The 15,257-nt window shown below is 60.1% G+C and carries 15 protein-coding genes; 6 read left to right on the top strand and 9 right to left on the bottom strand.

What is annotated here, in order from left to right:
- Positions 1–4 precede the first annotated feature (4 nt).
- The 3 genes from ACZ9BX_RS16965 to acnA form a co-directional block, all read right to left on the bottom strand.
- Complete coding sequence (locus tag ACZ9BX_RS16965) at positions 5–406, bottom strand: DUF2794 domain-containing protein (protein WP_132562368.1); 402 nt, start codon at positions 404–406, stop codon at positions 5–7.
- Between the two features lie 277 nt (positions 407–683).
- Positions 684–1,424 carry a DUF1223 domain-containing protein gene (locus tag ACZ9BX_RS16960; RefSeq protein WP_132562366.1) on the bottom strand — a complete coding sequence of 247 codons (741 nt, stop codon included), beginning with the start codon at positions 1,422–1,424 and terminating at the stop codon, positions 684–686.
- Between the two features lie 220 nt (positions 1,425–1,644).
- On the bottom strand, positions 1,645–4,335 hold the full coding sequence (acnA, locus tag ACZ9BX_RS16955) for an aconitate hydratase AcnA (RefSeq protein WP_476219043.1): 2,691 nt from the start codon (positions 4,333–4,335) through the stop codon (positions 1,645–1,647).
- Between the two features lie 258 nt (positions 4,336–4,593).
- Between acnA and ccmA the strand changes: the two genes are divergently transcribed.
- From ccmA to ACZ9BX_RS16930, 5 genes are all read left to right on the top strand, one after another.
- Positions 4,594–5,241, top strand: a complete 648-nt coding sequence (gene ccmA / locus ACZ9BX_RS16950) for a heme ABC exporter ATP-binding protein CcmA (RefSeq protein ID WP_476219041.1) — start codon at positions 4,594–4,596, stop codon at positions 5,239–5,241.
- Between the two features lie 181 nt (positions 5,242–5,422).
- Complete coding sequence (gene ccmB / locus ACZ9BX_RS16945) at positions 5,423–6,082, top strand: heme exporter protein CcmB (RefSeq protein WP_027511761.1); 660 nt, start codon at positions 5,423–5,425, stop codon at positions 6,080–6,082.
- 58 nt (positions 6,083–6,140) lie between these two features.
- Complete coding sequence (locus ACZ9BX_RS16940) at positions 6,141–6,902, top strand: heme ABC transporter permease (RefSeq protein WP_476219039.1); 762 nt, start codon at positions 6,141–6,143, stop codon at positions 6,900–6,902.
- Positions 6,903–6,904: 2 nt separating this feature from the next.
- A complete protein-coding gene (gene ccmD / locus ACZ9BX_RS16935) occupies positions 6,905–7,072 on the top strand; it encodes a heme exporter protein CcmD (protein WP_027511763.1) in 168 nt (55 codons plus the stop codon).
- Positions 7,069–7,674 (top strand): DsbE family thiol:disulfide interchange protein, encoded by a 606-nt coding sequence (locus ACZ9BX_RS16930; RefSeq protein ID WP_476219037.1) that lies wholly within the window; start codon positions 7,069–7,071, stop codon positions 7,672–7,674. The genes ccmD and ACZ9BX_RS16930 overlap by 4 nt, the downstream gene beginning before the upstream one ends.
- On the opposite strand, the gene ACZ9BX_RS16925 is transcribed toward ACZ9BX_RS16930, so the two are convergent.
- From ACZ9BX_RS16925 to dapF, 5 genes are all read right to left on the bottom strand, one after another.
- Positions 7,671–8,258, bottom strand: a complete 588-nt coding sequence (locus tag ACZ9BX_RS16925) for a DUF2585 domain-containing protein (protein WP_027511765.1) — start codon at positions 8,256–8,258, stop codon at positions 7,671–7,673. The genes ACZ9BX_RS16930 and ACZ9BX_RS16925 overlap by 4 nt on opposite strands.
- Positions 8,255–8,899 carry a septation protein A gene (locus ACZ9BX_RS16920; protein ID WP_476219036.1) on the bottom strand — a complete coding sequence of 215 codons (645 nt, stop codon included), beginning with the start codon at positions 8,897–8,899 and terminating at the stop codon, positions 8,255–8,257. The genes ACZ9BX_RS16925 and ACZ9BX_RS16920 overlap by 4 nt, the downstream gene beginning before the upstream one ends.
- A 63-nt stretch (positions 8,900–8,962) precedes the next feature.
- Complete coding sequence (gene ftsY / locus ACZ9BX_RS16915) at positions 8,963–10,522, bottom strand: signal recognition particle-docking protein FtsY (RefSeq protein ID WP_476219035.1); 1,560 nt, start codon at positions 10,520–10,522, stop codon at positions 8,963–8,965.
- Positions 10,523–10,557: 35 nt separating this feature from the next.
- On the bottom strand, positions 10,558–11,811 hold the full coding sequence (gene mtaB, locus ACZ9BX_RS16910) for a tRNA (N(6)-L-threonylcarbamoyladenosine(37)-C(2))-methylthiotransferase MtaB (RefSeq protein WP_476219033.1): 1,254 nt from the start codon (positions 11,809–11,811) through the stop codon (positions 10,558–10,560).
- On the bottom strand, positions 11,808–12,713 hold the full coding sequence (gene dapF, locus ACZ9BX_RS16905) for a diaminopimelate epimerase (protein ID WP_476219032.1): 906 nt from the start codon (positions 12,711–12,713) through the stop codon (positions 11,808–11,810). The genes mtaB and dapF overlap by 4 nt, the downstream gene beginning before the upstream one ends.
- A 187-nt stretch (positions 12,714–12,900) precedes the next feature.
- Here dapF and ACZ9BX_RS16900 point away from each other — a divergent pair, with 187 nt between their 5' ends.
- Positions 12,901–14,850, top strand: a complete 1,950-nt coding sequence (locus ACZ9BX_RS16900; RefSeq protein WP_476219031.1) for an elongation factor G — start codon at positions 12,901–12,903, stop codon at positions 14,848–14,850.
- Between the two features lie 139 nt (positions 14,851–14,989).
- Here ACZ9BX_RS16900 and ACZ9BX_RS16895 read toward each other — a convergent pair whose 3' ends face one another.
- A complete protein-coding gene (locus ACZ9BX_RS16895; protein WP_476220087.1) occupies positions 14,990–15,190 on the bottom strand; it encodes a hypothetical protein in 201 nt (66 codons plus the stop codon).
- Between the last annotated feature and the right edge of the window lie 67 nt (positions 15,191–15,257).

Raw genomic sequence — 15,257 nt, 5'->3', positions numbered from 1 at the left:
GCCGTCACTTCTCGACGAGTTTGAGCACCTTGTTGAAGACTTTCAGCACCTGCTGGAGGTCATGGCCGCGCTTCAGGATCATGCCGTTTGAATTGACCACCGAATAGGCGCCTTGCTTGGTGGCAAGCCTCGGATCCTTCTCGATGCGGAAAAGCGGCATCTCGCCTGAACGTTTGAACACGGCGAAGATGGCCTTCTCCTTCAAATGGTCGATGGCGTAGTCTTTCCACTCGCCTTCGCCGACCATCCTTCCGTAGATCCACAGAATCGCATCCAGCTCGCGGCGATGAAACGTCACCGGCGGCGGATCCTTGCTTTGCTTGTACTCTTTTAAATCGACGACGACCGAGGAACTACTACTGGCGGAACGGGCGTCGCCATGCCGCAAATCCGGCTGATCTGTCATCAGTCTCCCAAGCCTCCGCTTATGACAGGAGAACGACAGTTTGCCCGAGCCACATCAAATTGCAAGTGCGGCCAACCATCACATTAAACATATGCTATGCAATCTCCCAAGCGCCGCATTTCAGTCAAAACAGCGCCTCATTTCCGGGGGAAGTTCGCTCACTGATTTGGCGCCAGCGCGCCAAAGGGCCCGGCTGAGCGTATCGACCTTAACCCCAGCCCCGAATACGATCAGCCGGGCCGCCTCATTTCCATCCGCGTCGAAGCGGTGAAACCGGTCAGATATTCTTGCCTGCCATGACGATTGTTGCGCCGAGAATCGCGGCCGGATCGCCGTCCGCTGTCGCAGCCTGAAGCAGGACGGCGCACCCCTCGAGTCCTGGTTTCTGCAGAACGCTTGCGGGCAGCGTCAGGTTTGCCGACTTGCCGTCCCACATGCCAATCGTTTCGACATCGCTGACGCTGTTGAGATAGGAAATCTTCTTGCCGCTGTTTTCGCCCTTTTCGACGGTAATCGTCTTTTCCTTGTCGAAATAGACAAGAACGACATTGGCCTTTCCTTCGCCGGCGCCGATCTTTATCTCGAGCTCGTCGCCGCGCATCTGCGCGTCCACGGGCACGGTCAAGCCTTTGCCTTCCGTCGAAAATGTATCGATCTTGCCGTTGATAGCAGAAAGGTCTGAGCCAGTCAGGTGATCGCGGCCGTTCACCATGACCTGCGGTGTATAGACATTGCTGCGGCCCATCATCCGCGCATAACCATATTGGCGCTCGGTGTTTTCCTTCGAGCTGAACGTGTCCGTCCACCCGAGATAATTCCAGTAGTCCACATGATAGGCGAGCGCGATGACATCGCCCTGGCTAACAAGCTTCCGGAAGGCAGCATCGGCGGGGGGACAAGAGGAGCATCCCTGCGAGGTGAAAAGTTCAACGACGCCTTTCGGCTTGCCATCCTCGGCATGAAGCGGCGCTGTAAGCACCATACCGGCGACCAGCGAGATCACAAAACGCGGCGACATTCCAACCTCTTTTCCAGAGACACGCAGCAGACCGAAAACCGCAGGCCCTGATTTACGATGGTAGAGATAATCCTTCCGGCCGCAAACGGGAAGTCACGAAGGGGTGAGACGCCACCCGCCGGCATCGTCGCCGGAACACATCGGCGTGAGATGGAAACCCGCAAAGAAAACCGCCGGAGATTGCTCTCCGGCGGTCATTATATGCCATGCCTCTTAACAATCAGGCAGCAAGATCGCGCAGAACCGTCTGCAGGATACCGCCGTTGTTAAGGTAGATCACTTCATCAAGCGTATCGACGCGCGACAGGAGCGGAACTTCCTTTACCGTGCCGTCGCCGTAAGTGATCTTGGCGATCTTCTTCTGGCGAGGTTTGATGTTTTCCAGGCCCTCGATGGTAACGGTCTCGTCACCCTTGAGGCCAAGGCTCTGCCAAGTCGTACCGTCTTCGAAGACGAAGGGGATGACGCCCATACCAACCAGGTTCGAGCGGTGGATACGTTCGAAGGACTGCGCGATAACGGCCTTGACACCGAGCAGGTTCGTGCCCTTCGCCGCCCAGTCACGCGACGAACCGTTGCCGTATTCGACACCTGCGAAGATGACCAGCGGGACACCCTCTGCCTTGTACTTCATGGCGGCGTCGTAGATCGATTCCTCTTCCTTCGATGGATAGTGGATCGTGTAGCCGCCTTCCTTGCCGTTCGGGCCGAGCATGTGGTTGCGGATGCGGATGTTGGCGAAGGTGCCGCGCATCATCACTTCATGATTGCCGCGCCGCGTGCCGTATTGATTGAAGTCCGCGACCCCGACATTGTGCTCGAGCAGATAAGAACCGGCCGGCGACGCAGCCTTGATCGAACCGGCCGGGGAAATGTGATCGGTGGTGATCTTGTCCCCGAAGAGACCGAGGATGCGGGCACCCTTGATATCCGAGGTACCGCTGCCCTTCTTGCCCATGCCGACGAAATAAGGCGGGTTCTGGACATAGGTTGAGTCGTCGTCCCAGGCGTAGGTCTGGCCCGGAGGAACCTGAACGGCCTGCCAGTTTTCATCGCCCTTGAAGACATCCGCATATTTCGTTTCGTAGAGTTCGCGGGTGACATACTTCAGGATGAATTCCTGAACCTCCTTCGCGGTCGGCCAGATGTCCTTGAGATAGACCGGCTTGCCGTTCTGGTCCTCGCCGATCGGCTCCTTGGTCAAGTCCTTCTGGACCGTGCCGGCGAGCGCATAAGCGACGACGAGCGGCGGGGATGCCAGGTAGTTCGCTTGAACGTCCGGCGAGATACGGCCTTCGAAGTTGCGGTTGCCCGAAAGCACGCCCGAAACGATAAGGCCCTTGTCGTTGATCGTCTTCGAGATCGGTGCCGGCAGCGGGCCGGAATTGCCGATGCAGGTCGTGCAGCCGAAGCCGACGAGGTTAAAGCCGAGCTTGTCGAGTTCGGCCTGTAGGCCGGACTTGGCAAGATATTCGCCAACAACCTGCGATCCAGGCGCCAGCGAGGTCTTGACCCAGGGCTTAGTCTTCAGGCCCTTGGCAACGGCGTTGCGGGCAAGCAGGCCGGCAGCGATAAGCACCGATGGGTTGGAGGTGTTAGTGCAGGACGTGATGGCGGCAATGGCAACGTCGCCATGGCCGAGATCGAAGTCCGTGCCTTCGACCGCATAGCGGTTTGAAAGCTGGCCGGGCTTCTTGTAGTCGGCGTCCATCGACGTGGCGAAACCGGACGCGATGCCTTCGAGCGCGATGCGGCCTTCCGGGCGCTTCGGGCCTGCCATGGACGGCACGACGTCGCCGAGGTCGAGTTCCAGCGTGTCGGTGAAGACCAGATCGGAACCATCGCCATCGCGCCACATGCCTTGCGCCTTGGAATAGGCTTCGACCAGCGCGATCCGGTCATGTGTACGGCCGGACATGGTGAGGTAGTTGATGGTTTCGCCGTCGACCGGGAAGAAGCCGCAGGTCGCGCCGTATTCCGGACCCATGTTGCCGATCGTTGCGCGGTCTGCGAGCGGCATGTTGTCCATGCCCGGGCCGAAGAACTCAACAAACTTCGAAACGACGCCCTTCTTGCGCAGCATCTGCACGACGGTGAGAACAAGGTCAGTCGCGGTCACGCCTTCCTTGAGCTTGCCGGTGAGCTTGAAGCCGATGACTTCCGGCAGGAGCATCGAGACCGGCTGGCCGAGCATGGCGGCTTCCGCTTCGATACCGCCGACGCCCCAGCCGAGAACGCCAAGGCCGTTGATCATCGTCGTGTGAGAGTCCGTACCGACGCAGGTATCCGGGTATGCAATCGTCTCGCCATCCTCTTCCTTCGTCCAGACGGTCTGGCCGAGATATTCGAGGTTGACCTGGTGACAGATGCCAGTGCCGGGAGGAACGACGCGGAAGTTCTTGAATGCCTGCTGGCCCCACTTCAGGAAGCGGTAGCGCTCGCCGTTGCGCTGGTATTCCAGTTCGACGTTCTTCGCAAAGGCCTGCGGCGTGCCGAATTCATCGACGATGACCGAATGGTCGATGACCAGGTCGACTGGAACCAGCGGATTGATCTTTTCCGGATCGCCGCCGAGCGAGACCATCGCGTCGCGCATCGCGGCGAGGTCGACGACAGCCGGAACGCCGGTGAAGTCCTGCATCAGCACGCGTGCCGGCCGATAGGCGATTTCGTTTTCGACGGAGCCCTTGTTGTTCAGCCATTCGGCGACGGCCAGGATGTGCTCCTTGGTGACCGTTTGGCCGTCTTCGAAGCGCAGCAGGTTCTCGAGCAGAACCTTCATCGAATAGGGAAGCTTCGACACGCCCTTGAGACCATTCGCCTCAGCCTTCGGCAGGCTGTAATAGACATAGTCTTTCCCGCTCACGGAAAGCGTGGAACGACAATTGAAGCTGTCAAGAGATTTAGACACGAGAGACCCCGTTCTGATAGCCAACACAGTCGTGCGGACGCCTATGCACTAATGCACATCAGGATGCGGGTACGGCCATTTCCGCTGTCCGCACGTGGAGAGGTTCTCCATGTTCGGCGCAAGGATGAAATTCACGCCGGCCGCTGGCGTGGTTGCGGCTCTTATAGATAATTTCTAAGAAAGGTGCCAGAGAGAGCTTGGCCCATTTGGGACATTTTTTGCGTCGCGGTGACCAAAAACTTATCGAACGGAAAACCTATGCATCTCGACGCCTCCAATCTCGCTGCCAGGCGGGGCGAAGACCTGATTTTCACAGACGTATCCTTTCGTCTCGACGCAGGCGAAGCGCTAGTTTTGACTGGGAAAAACGGATCGGGAAAGTCCACTTTGCTGCGTGTCGTGGCCGGTCTTTTGACGCCCGAAAGGGGCACAGTCGAATTCACTGATTCGCGTGGTGAAACGGACCGGGATCCGCGCGAGGTCAGCCACTATCTCGGCCACCGCAATGCGATGAAAAGCGAGCTGACCGTTTCAGAAAATCTCGCCTTCTGGCAAAATTTTCTCGGCGACACGCTCGGCGCTTCAGAATTATCGATCGAAGACGCCGCCGGGGCCGTCGGCCTCTCGGGCATTACGCATCTTCCCTTCGGCTATCTCTCTGCCGGCCAGCAACGCCGCTTTGCCTTCGCCAAGCTGCTCGTCGCCTACCGCCCGGTCTGGATTCTCGACGAACCGACCGCAGCGCTCGACGCAAGCGCTGACCGCTTGTTTGCCGATCTCATCGACGCCCACCGCAGAAAGGGCGGCATCGTTCTCGCCGCGACCCACCAGCCGCTCGGGCTGGAGAGTGCCCGGGAACTCAAGATGACCGGGTTTGCGGGTGTGGATCGAGGAGTTTGGGGTTGATGAAGCTTATGGCACACCCGAACAAGACCCCTCCCCAACCCCTCCCCACAAGGGCGAGGGGCTTCAACACGGCATCCGCTCATATGGATCGTATCCTCGCTAATTCCGAAATGGCCTGCTTTAGACGCCAGCCGACGCGGCAGGTTGGGGAGGGGTCGTCCATCCGAGGGGACATCTGCATATGACCGCCCTCTTCTTCCGCGACCTGAAGCTTTCCATCCGCGCCAGCGGCAGTGCGCTGGTTGGCGTGCTGTTTTTCCTCACCGTCGTCGCTGTCATCCCGTTCGGCGTCGGGCCAGACCTGAATCTGCTTTCGCGGATTGGCCCCGCGATCGTCTGGATTGGTGCGCTGCTTGCGGCTTTGCTCGGTCTTGACCGGCTTTTCCAAGCCGAACGCGACGACGGTTCGCTGGACCTGATGCTGATGCAGGAAACGCCGCTTGTGCTGACGGTTCTCGTTAAATGCTTCGCGCACTGGACGGCAACGAGCCTGCCGTTGGTGATTGCCTCCCCGTTCCTCGGTCTCTTCATGAATATGAACGAGATTGCGATCGGCGCGACGATGCTGACGCTCTTGGCCGGCTCGCCCGCGATCACCTTCATTGGCGCCGTCGGCGCGGCCGTCGCCGTCGCGCTTCCGCGCGGCGGGCTGCTGGTCTCGATCCTTGTCCTACCGTTGACCATTCCGGTGCTGATTTTCGGCGTAAGCGCCACCTATGCGGCCGTGGAGGATCCGGCACCTTTCCTGCCGCCCTTCCTCATTCTGATCGCATTGACATTGTTCTTTGCAGTTATCGGCCCGGCAGCCGCAGCACTTGCGCTGCGAAACACATCGGATTGATCGGCTCTTTGATCACGATCAATTGCGGGAGCACTGCGTTCAAGGTAAAGAACCGTTCATGAACGAAACAAGCCTTGCCATCAGCAAATTTAGCGATCTCGCCAATCCGACGCGGTTTCTGGCGCTGGCGCAGCGCACGATCCCGTGGATGGCGGCGGCAACGGCGCTCTGTCTCATCGTCGGGCTATATCTCAGCTTCTCAACGGAAGGCGACTACCAACAGGGCGAAACCGTCCGCATCATGTATCTCCATGTGCCTTCGGCCTGGCTTGCGATGATGTGTTACACGGTGATGAGCATTTCGGCGATCGGCACCCTCGTCTGGCGCCATCCGCTGGCCGATGTCTCCGCGAAGGCGGCCGCACCGCTCGGTGCCGCGTTCACCCTCCTAGCGCTCGTCACCGGCTCTCTCTGGGGCAAGCCGATGTGGGGTACCTGGTGGGTCTGGGACGCGCGGCTGACATCCGTCTTCATCCTCTTCCTGATGTATCTCGGTCTCATTGCACTGAACCGCGCCATCGATGATCCGTCCAGGGCCGCACGTGTCACCGCGGTTCTGATTCTCGTCGGTTTCGTCAACATCCCCATCATCAAGTTTTCCGTCGACTGGTGGAATACGCTGCATCAGCCCGCAAGCGTCGTGCGTCTCGACGGCCCCGCAATCGATCCGGAATTCCTGCGGCCGCTTCTCGTGATGGCCATCGGCTTCACGCTGCTCTTCTTCACGCTGCACGTCACCGCAATGCGCAACGAGATCTGGCGCCGTCGCGTTACTGCCCAGCGCCGCCTCGCTGCCCGCATGGCAAGCCGCGAGGAATAGCCATGACGCATGCTTTTTACGTCTATAGCGCCTACGGTTTCGCAGCCTTGCTCACGATTGCCGTCACGCTCTGGGTCTGGGCCGACGGACGAGCACGGCGGAAGGAACTCGCAGTGCTCGAGGCTTCCGGTATCCGCCGCCGCTCGGCGCGCGCAAAGGATGGCGAATGAGCACGCAACAGCAGGATCAGCCGAAACCGCGTCGCTTGGCCCGTTACGCGCTGGCTCTGGTCCCGCTTATGGTTTTCGGCGGCATCGCAGTGACAGCTGCAAAAATGCTTTACGATCAGGATTTCCACGGCAAGAACATTTCGGAAATTCCGTCAGCACTGATCGGCACCAAGGCTCCGGCATTGAACCTGGCACCGCTCGAAGGCTCCAACCTGCCGCCTCTGACGGACACCGCGATCAAGGGAAAGCTGACGCTGGTCAACGTCTTTGCTTCCTGGTGCCTTCCCTGCCGGGAGGAGCACCCGATCCTCACGGAACTGGCAAAGGACAACCGGCTCAACATCGTGGCGATCAACTACAAGGACAAGAACGACAGCGCACTGCGTTTCCTCGCCGAGCTCGGAAATCCCTATGCCGCGATCGGCGTCGATCCGAATGGCAAGGCAGCGATCGACTGGGGCGTCTATGGCATCCCGGAGAGTTACCTGGTCGGCCCCGACGGCACGATCCTCTATAAGCGCGTCGGCCCCTTCGATGATGTCAGCCTCAAGGAAGGCCTCTATCCAGCGATGGAAAAGGCCCTCGGGAAACCTGTTTCCTAAATCGCACTCTGCCAGGTTTTGACCGCCTCGACCGGCCAAACCAGCATCAGCACGTTGAGCGTCAGGTTATCGCGGATCATATAACCCGTGAAAATCTCGAAGAAGATCGCGATGGCAACGGTAAGCGCGACCGGCGCGCGGGCAGCGAAGAAGAAGCCGGCGACCATGAAGACGGTGTCCATGGCCGAGTTCAGGATGCTGTCGCCATAATAGTCGAGGGAGATCGTCGCCGCACGGTAACGGTCGATGATGATCGGCGAATTCTCCATCAGCTCCCAGCCGGACTCGATGACGAGCGCCAGAAGCAGGCGGACGGCAATAGGTTTGCCGCGTAGCACGAGATGCGCCAGCCCATAGAACAGGAAGCCATGAATGATGTGGGATGGCGTGTACCAGTCCGAAAGATGCTGGGAATTGCCGCTCGAGTTGACAACGCCTTCCCACAGCTTGACATAGCCGCAGGTGCAGATCGGCGTGCGGCCCATCAGATACTCGGCAGCCATCTGGGCGATCAAAACCGCCAGGCAGGCCGCAAACCAGAAATTCTGATGCCTCGTTCTTTCCGCCGCACTGAAAGCCGTCACTTCTCGGTCTCTCCTGCAGGAGTTATCGAATGCTTCAGGATGAGCGGCATCTGCGCCATGGTGAAAATGATAGTAATCGGCATCGTCCCCCAGACCTTGAAGGCCACCCAGAAATCATTCGAAAAATTGCGCCAAACGACTTCGTTCAAAACGGCGAGGAACAGGAAGAAGATACCCCACCGGACCGTCAGCTTGCGCCAGCCTTCGGCGTCGAGCTGAAAGGCTGCATTGAAGACATAGCCGAGCAGAGACCTGCCGAAGGCAAGCCCGCCCAGCAGCGCGACGCCAAACAGTGTATTGACGATCGTCGGCTTCATTTTGATGAAGGTTTCGTTCTGGAGGTAGATCGAGAGCGAACCGAAGATCAGAACGACGATGCCCGACACGAAGGGCATGATCGGCAGATGGCCGAGAACAAGCTTGGAAACAACGAGCGAGACAATCGTTGCCGCCATGAACAGCCCCGTCGCCACGAAGAGCGGCCCGCCGAGTTCGGACAAGGCAGGGAACCTCTCGACCAGCCAGGCGCCGCGCAGATTGGCGAAGAAGAAGATCAGGAGCGGCCCAAGTTCCAGCGCCAGCTTCAGCATCGGATGGTGCCGGTCGGCGGCGCTGGGCGTAATATCGCTTTCAGTGGTCATGTACCCGTCAAACCTGTTCATCGTTCGCGCGGCTTGCGCGCAGTTGTCGACTTATCTGTGGCATCATTGCCCGAGACCAGCAATGGCATGAGCGAAATCCTCGGCCTCGAAGGGCTCCAGATCGTCCACACCTTCGCCGACGCCGATGAAATAGACCGGCAGCTTGTGCTTGGCGGAAATGGCGACGAGGATGCCACCTCGCGCCGTCCCGTCGAGCTTGGTCATGATGAGGCCGTTGACGCCCGCAACGTTGCGGAAGATTTCGACTTGGTTGAGAGCGTTCTGGCCGGTGGTCGCATCCAGCGTCTGCAGCACCGTATGCGGAGCGTCGGGATCGAGCTTGCCGAGCACGCGGACGATCTTTTCAAGCTCCGCCATCAGTTCCGCCTTATTCTGCAGGCGTCCGGCGGTATCGATGATCAGCACGTCGCACTTTTTCGCCTTCGCCTGCTCGAAGGCGTCATAGGCGAGGCCCGCGGCATCGGCACCGAGCTTGGTGCCGATGAATTCCGACTTCGTGCGATCGGCCCAAATCTTCAACTGCTCGATCGCCGCGGCACGGAAAGTGTCGCCCGCCGCCACCATGACCTTCAACCCGGCACCCGAGAGCTTCGACGCCAGCTTGCCGATTGTCGTCGTCTTGCCGGTGCCGTTGACGCCGACGACGAGAATGACATGCGGCTTGTGGCTGAGATCGAGCTGCAACGGCTTTGCGACCGGCTTCAACACTTTGGCAATTTCAAACGCCATGATGCGGCTGACGTCTTCTCCCGTCACATCCTTGCCATAGCGCTCGGAAGCAAGCGTACCGGTGACGCGCATGGCGGTCTCGAGGCCGAGGTCGGCTTGTATCAGCAGGTCTTCGAGATCCTGAAGCGTGTCGTCGTCCAGCTTGCGCTTGGTGAAGAGCGCGGAAATCTGGCCCGTAAGTTGCGACGAGGTGCGCGCGAGACCAGCACGCAGACGCTGGAACCAGCTGAGTTTTGGCGTCAGAGCAATCGGTTCCGGTTCGGCGATTTTCGGACCGGTTGCAAAGCCCTTGGGAAGCACAGGCTCCGCCTCTGAAGCATGCTCGCCATCCGATTCAGGACTAGGAATATTCCCCTCTGTCCTGCCGGACATTTCCCCCACAAGGGGGGAGAGCGGTTGAGTGGCGATGTCTTTCCCAGACTCTGACGTCACTGGTTCAGCTTCTGACGCCTCAACAACCTCAGCAGCGCTTTCTTCCGAAAAGGCAGCCTCGCCCTCCAACTGATCTCCCCCCTTGTGGGGGGGATGTCCCATAGGGACAGAGGGGGGTGTTTTTATCTCGCCCACCTCCTGCTCGGCTTCCGCCTCCAGCAGCGAGAGTGGTATCACTCCCAGATCACCAATCTGGTCGGCCGCCGGAAGAATCGTCAAATTCTCCTCTGCGGAAGTCTCAGACGCATCCGCAGCCGGCTCACCCGCGGTATCCATCTCCTCCGGCAAAGCGGGATCGCTTGCGCGCGGCAGGTGCTCTTCGCGCGAATGCGGCTCCAGTTCGGCTTCGAGAGCTTTCGTCTCTGCCGCCTCCGGCGCCTGTTCTTCCGCCGGCTTTTCCCTGCCGAAGGTGAAGACCTTTTTGATGAAACTGAGCGCCATGGGAATTCCGTGAAATCAGGCCGCGTCGGCGGCTATCAATTGCATGTCGAGATGTTGTCGTTGTGGCCGGTGATGGTCGCCTCGACGAACGAACCCGGACGAAGACCGGGAGCTGCGACAAGCGTGAAGTTTTCGGTATGTGCCAGCCCGTTGTTTTCCACCAGCAGCCATTGCCGCGTTCCAACCATCTGATCCAGATGGGACTGATGAAGCTGATGTCCAGTAGCGCGAAGCCGTGCCGCGCGATCCTTGACGAGTGCTCGGTCGAGTTGCGGCATGCGGGCTGCCGGCGTGCCTGGACGAGGGCTGTAAGGGAAGACGTGCAGATGAGCGATCTTCGCTTCTTCCGCCAGGCTGACAGCATTTTCGAACATCGCTTCGGTCTCGGTCGGGAAACCGGCGATCATATCCGCGCCGAGGCTCATCTCCGGACGCAGACGGCGGACCTGCTCGACGAAGCCCAACGCATCGGCGCGCGAATGCCGCCGTTTCATGCGCTTCAGAATGATGTCGTCGCCATGCTGCAGCGAAAGATGCAGGTGCGGCATGAAACGCGGCTCGTCGGCGATCAGATCGAACAGATGCTTGTCCGCCTCGATGCTGTCGATCGAAGACAGCCGCAGACGGCGGATGTCGGGTACCTGCTTCAGAAGCGTCTTAGCGAGCAGCCCGAGCGTCGGTTCGCCCGTGAGGTCGGCGCCGTAGCTGGTGGCATCGACGCCTGTCAGCACGATCTCGCGATAGCCACTTTCAACGAGGTTGCGCGCCTGATCGACCACGGCACCCATGGGCACGGAACGGGAATTACCGCGGCCATAGGGAATGATGCAGAAAGTGCAGCGATGGTCGCAGCCGTTCTGCACCTGGATAAAAGCACGCACATGCCCGTCGATGTGCTTCACCATCTGCGGCGCCGTCTGGCGCACACTCATGATGTCGTTGACGCGCAGCTTCTCTTCCGCCGAAACGCCGAAATCGGGAAGCGCGCGGTAGGAAGTGCTCGTCAGCTTCTCCTCATTGCCGAGAACGGCGTCGACCTCGGTCATTTCGGCAAATGTCTGCTTTTCGGTCTGGGCCGCGCAGCCCGTCACGATGATGCGGGCATGTGGATTATCGCGGCGCACGCGGCGGATGGCCTGCCGCGCCTGACGCACGGCCTCGCCTGTGACCGCGCAAGTGTTCACTAGAATGGCATTGTTGAGCCCGGCCTTTTCCGCCTCCGCCCGCATCACTTCGGATTCATAGGTATTGAGGCGGCAGCCGAAGGTGATGACCTCGACGCCGCTCACCGCGCCTCGGCCCCCTGCACCTGGTCGCGCGACCATGAGCCCCTGGCGGGATCGACAGTGCCGGACCATTCCCATTCGGCTGGGCCGGTCATGATCACGTGGTCGTCGCGCTCGCGCCATTCAATCGACAATATGCCGGGCGGCTTGGCGCTGGCGACATGAATGTCGACCTTGCGGCCTGTGCGGCCCGTGCGGGCAGCGGAAACCGCGGTTGCGCAGGCAGCCGAACCGCAGGCAAGCGTCAAACCCGCGCCGCGCTCCCACGTGCGCGTCGTGATCGATACCGGCGAGGTGACTTGTGCCAGCGTGATATTGGCGCGCTCCGGAAACATCGGATGGTTTTCAAGCAACGGTCCGAAGCGGGCAAGATCAAAGGACATCACGTCCCGGTCGACCCAGAAGACGGCATGCGGATTGCCCATCGAAATAGTGGAGGGCGAATGCAGGACCGGGCTGTCGATCGGGCCGATCTGCAGTTCGATGCGGCTCGTATCGTGGAATTCTTCCGCAAGCGGGATCTTGTCCCAATCGAAAACAGGCTTGCCCATGTCGACCGAGATCGTGCCGTCATCATGCTCGACGGCATTGAGGATGCCTGCCACCGTCTGGAAGGTGAAGACCTTCTTGCCGGTTTCCGCAGCAAGAGCCTGCACCACGCAACGCGTGCCGTTGCCGCAGGCTTGCGCCTTCGACCCATCGGAGTTCAGGATATCGATCCAGGCATCGGTGCCTTGGGCTCTCGGGTCATGGATCGCCATGATCTGGTCGAAGGCCGTATCCGGATGGGCATTCAGCGCAACCGCCGCAGCCGACGTCACCTTGTCCGCACGGCCGCGCATGTCAACGACCAGGATCTTGTTGCCAAGCCCGTTCATCTTCGCGAATTCGACCGTTGTGCTCATAGGATCATTCCGTGTATTTCGGCTGTATATGGCGGAAACGCGCAGGAATTACCAGTGGGCACCGACAAAGCGGACGCCCATCGTGCCACATCATCCTTGAGAAAAATCGCAATGGCCTAGCGCTTTTCATCGGTTGAAGGCATTCTTGGCAATGGGATGCGTGTTCTTGGCAATGGGAGGATAGCCGATGCGCTGCTTCACGGTACTTGGACCCTCGCAGACGGGAAAGTCGACGCTCGTCGCAAAACTGGCTTCGCTCGAAGGGACACCGAGAAAGTCTGTTTCGCCATACGGATCAAGCCTGACGGAATTCGAATTCGGAAGCGAGGGATGGTGTGCGCTGGACACACCCGGCGCCAACGAGGCGCTGGCGCTCGCCCAGGATTCGCTGCTGGCAAGCGACGCCTGCATCCTCTGCGTATCGCCGTCACCGGACGAAGCCGTGCTGGCAGCCCCTTATCTTCGTGTCATCGAAGCTTCGGGAACACCCTGCATTCTTTTCGTGAACCGCATGGACGAGCCGCGAGGGCGCCTGCGCGACGTCATCGCCGCCCTGCAGGACTATTCCAGCCATCCCCTCGTCCTGCGGCAGATACCGATCCGCGACGGAGATGCGGTCGTCGGCAGCTGTGACCTGATTTCGGAGCGCGCCTGGCGCTATCGCGAAGGTCAACCTTCCGCCCTCGTTGAACTTCCCGACAGTGCTGCAGCGCGCGAGCACGAGGCACGCTCCGAATTGCTGGAGCATCTTTCCGACTATGATGACTGGCTTCTGGAGGAGCTGATCGAAGATCGCGAACCGGCAAGCGACGCACTCTTTGCCATCGCTTCGCGGATCCTGAAGGAAAACAGGGTCATTCCCGTGCTCTTCGGGGCAGCTTCCCACAGCAATGGCATCAAGCGGCTGATGAAGGCGCTGCGCCACGAAGCGCCGCCTGTTGAAGCTCTGAAGAGGCGGCTGGCCGCAGCCGCCAGCCTAGATGAAACGGCGTTGGCTGCCGTGAGCTTTCACGCCTACCATCGGCCGAGCGTTGGGAAGACAGTTCTCGCCCGCGCGCTTGCCGACGGACTGAAGCAGGGCGCGGCGCTGGGCGGCTCGGGGCTCGGCTCGCTTCAGGAGGGAGGAAACGGCCGTCCCAACCTGACACGCGGCACGATTTTCGCAGCAGTCAAGTCAGACCACCTATCCGCACCTGCGCTGCTGACACCGGCCGACGCGTTGCCGCCGCCCGCTTGGACGACGCCGCCGACGCCAATGCTCGAACGCATCCTCGTTCCGGGCACAGAGCGCGACGAGACGAAGCTCTCGGCGACGCTGGCAAAGCTGGCCGAGACCGATCGCGGCCTGAAGGTGATGCAGGAAGAAGGAACGGGCGCGCAGTTGATCTGCGCCCAAGGGCCGATTCACCTGCGCGATCTGCGCAAGACCCTGTCGGAGGTGTTCCGCGTCGAGGTGACCGATCGATCGCCGAACCCTATCTATCGAGAAACGATCTCGAAGCCCTCGAACGTCCACTACCGTCACCGCAAGCAAACGGGCGGCGCAGGTCAGTTCGCGGACGTGCAATTGAGCGTCCGGCCCAACGCGCGCGGACGAGGCTTCACCTTCAGCGAGACGGTCAAGGGCGGCACCGTTCCACGGAATTATATACCGGCGGTGGAGGCCGGCGCCCGTGAAGCCATGGAGAAAGGCCCGCTCGGTTTTCAGGTGATCGATGTCGATGTGACGCTCACGGACGGCCAGTACCACTCTGTCGATAGCTCCGATTTCGCCTTCCGGGCAGCGGCAAGGATGGGCGTGCGGCAGGCGCTGTCAGAGGCAGCGGCCGTGCTAATGCAGCCGGTGGTTCGCGTCGAAATCCACATACCCTCCATCTTCTCCGGCAGCATGGTGGCGATCGTCTCGGCGCTCAAGGGCCAGGTGCTTGGATTCGATCGTGATGAGAGCGCCAAAGGCTGGGATGTCTTCCGGGCACTCGTTCCCGGTGGGGCGCTGGACGAGTTGGCTCGGGCACTGCGCTCAGCCACTCAGGGGATCGGGTACTTCTCCAAAACCTTCGACCACTTTGAGGAGATCTACGGCAAGGAGGCCGAGTCTATCATCCATACACACGGTTCGGGATCGCACGCGAATTAAAGCGCCACGCATCTTTGAAGATACTCAAAGCTACCCGGAGTGTCGCCAGCCTAACCTCAAGCCGCACCGTAATCTCCTCCGGTCGGAGTCGTGACGATAACCGCTTCGCCCGCAGCAAGCGTTGACTGGTCGCAGCCGGTCATGGTTTCGATTTGCCCGCCGGCGCGACGGGCCTCTGTTTTGCCCAATTCGCCGAAAGGCCGGATCGTGCGATGGGAGGGGAGGATGGCTGCACGGCTGGATCGCGATAGGCTTCGGGATTCTCCGAGAGCAGCTTATGGGCCACGATATCCATGAAGGTGCCGCCACGGTCGATCCAGAAATCCCAATACCCGCTCATGGCGCCACGTTTTTTCACACAGCGAGATTGATAAAGGCGGCATTTTGATCGTGCCACTTGAGATTAC

This window comes from Rhizobium sp. USDA 3886, assembly GCF_056279785.1.
This window is presented reverse-complemented; position numbering and strand designations above follow the sequence as displayed.

Excerpts from the sequence above, each read along its gene's own strand:
- ACZ9BX_RS16965 (WP_132562368.1), bottom strand. The coding sequence starts at position 406 with ATGACAGATCAGCCGGATTTGCGGCATGGCGACGCCCGTTCCGCCAGT.
- ACZ9BX_RS16960 (WP_132562366.1), bottom strand. The coding sequence starts at position 1,424 with ATGTCGCCGCGTTTTGTGATCTCGCTGGTCGCCGGTATGGTGCTTACA.
- ccmA (WP_476219041.1), top strand. The coding sequence starts at position 4,594 with ATGCATCTCGACGCCTCCAATCTCGCTGCCAGGCGGGGCGAAGACCTG.
- ccmB (WP_027511761.1), top strand. The coding sequence starts at position 5,423 with ATGACCGCCCTCTTCTTCCGCGACCTGAAGCTTTCCATCCGCGCCAGC.
- ACZ9BX_RS16940 (WP_476219039.1), top strand. The coding sequence starts at position 6,141 with ATGAACGAAACAAGCCTTGCCATCAGCAAATTTAGCGATCTCGCCAAT.
- ccmD (WP_027511763.1), top strand. The coding sequence starts at position 6,905 with ATGACGCATGCTTTTTACGTCTATAGCGCCTACGGTTTCGCAGCCTTG.
- ACZ9BX_RS16930 (WP_476219037.1), top strand. The coding sequence starts at position 7,069 with ATGAGCACGCAACAGCAGGATCAGCCGAAACCGCGTCGCTTGGCCCGT.
- ACZ9BX_RS16920 (WP_476219036.1), bottom strand. The coding sequence starts at position 8,899 with ATGACCACTGAAAGCGATATTACGCCCAGCGCCGCCGACCGGCACCAT.
- ftsY (WP_476219035.1), bottom strand. The coding sequence starts at position 10,522 with ATGGCGCTCAGTTTCATCAAAAAGGTCTTCACCTTCGGCAGGGAAAAG.
- dapF (WP_476219032.1), bottom strand. The coding sequence starts at position 12,713 with ATGAGCACAACGGTCGAATTCGCGAAGATGAACGGGCTTGGCAACAAG.
- ACZ9BX_RS16900 (WP_476219031.1), top strand. The coding sequence starts at position 12,901 with ATGCGCTGCTTCACGGTACTTGGACCCTCGCAGACGGGAAAGTCGACG.
- ACZ9BX_RS16895 (WP_476220087.1), bottom strand. The coding sequence starts at position 15,190 with ATGAGCGGGTATTGGGATTTCTGGATCGACCGTGGCGGCACCTTCATG.